1 pseudogene is annotated in these 846 nt (G+C 68.7%); it reads left to right on the top strand.

The window, feature by feature from the left end:
* Positions 1-425 (top strand): annotated as a pseudogene (locus BST27_RS34720) (hypothetical protein); the annotation flags it as partial.
* Positions 426-846: the final 421 nt, after the last annotated feature.

Raw genomic sequence — 846 nt, 5'->3', positions numbered from 1 at the left:
CGCTTCCGCCGTTCCCGCCAACACCCGGCAGCACCGGAGGGACCGGCGGGGCCGGCGGGTCCGGCGGCTTGTTCTTCGGTTCCGGCGGTGCCGGCGGTGACGGCGGGTTCGGCCTCCAGAAAGGAGGAATCGGTGGCGACGGGGGGAACGCGGGCGTCTTCGTCGGCTCCGGCGGCGACGGAGGCGCCGGGGGCCTCGGCGTGGCTGGAACCGGGGGAGCTGGCGGCAAGGCTGGGCTAATCGGCGACGGCGGCGACGGCGGCGCGGGGGGCAACACCAGCAGTGCCGGCGGGCCGGGCGGTAGCGCCGTGTTGATCGGCAATGGCGGCAACGGCGGCAATGGCGGACTTCCCAACGGGAAGGGCGGCACCGGCGGCATCGGCGGGCTGATACTCGGACTGGACGGGCAAAACGGGAAGCCTTAGAGCTCGCCGTCCCGGTGTGAGTTCACCTTGACCGACTCGGCGGCGGCACTCGGGGTCCGCGGCGATCACCGCACACCGCAGGGCCGCGCTGCATCTTTCGCTGCACGGAGCGAAACAGCCAGAGCAACAACATCTTTCAGCGGGTAGACGCGCAGGTGGGCCGGCTGTGCTCAACCCCCGCGACATCGAGAAGTCGCCGCGGCTCTGGACACAGGAGCGGAACCGCCAGATGGTCCGATGGAACACACCCGAACGCGGGGGGACTCTTCCCGTCACCGGAGGTTCCCGAGCATTTCGTCGAACAAACACGGGAAGGTCTCGCAGCAGTGCTGGCCGCGGCCTAGCCCAGATTTTTCGTGAAATGCCTCGAGAAACGGGGTGTAGATAAGCGAAAGTGCCTGTCCTGCAAGGGATAATTGGA

Source organism: Mycobacterium intermedium, from assembly GCF_002086275.1.
GTDB lineage: Bacteria > Actinomycetota > Actinomycetes > Mycobacteriales > Mycobacteriaceae > Mycobacterium > Mycobacterium intermedium.
The sequence above is the reverse complement of the archived record's forward strand: the minus strand, read 5'-3'. Positions and strand labels throughout refer to the sequence as shown.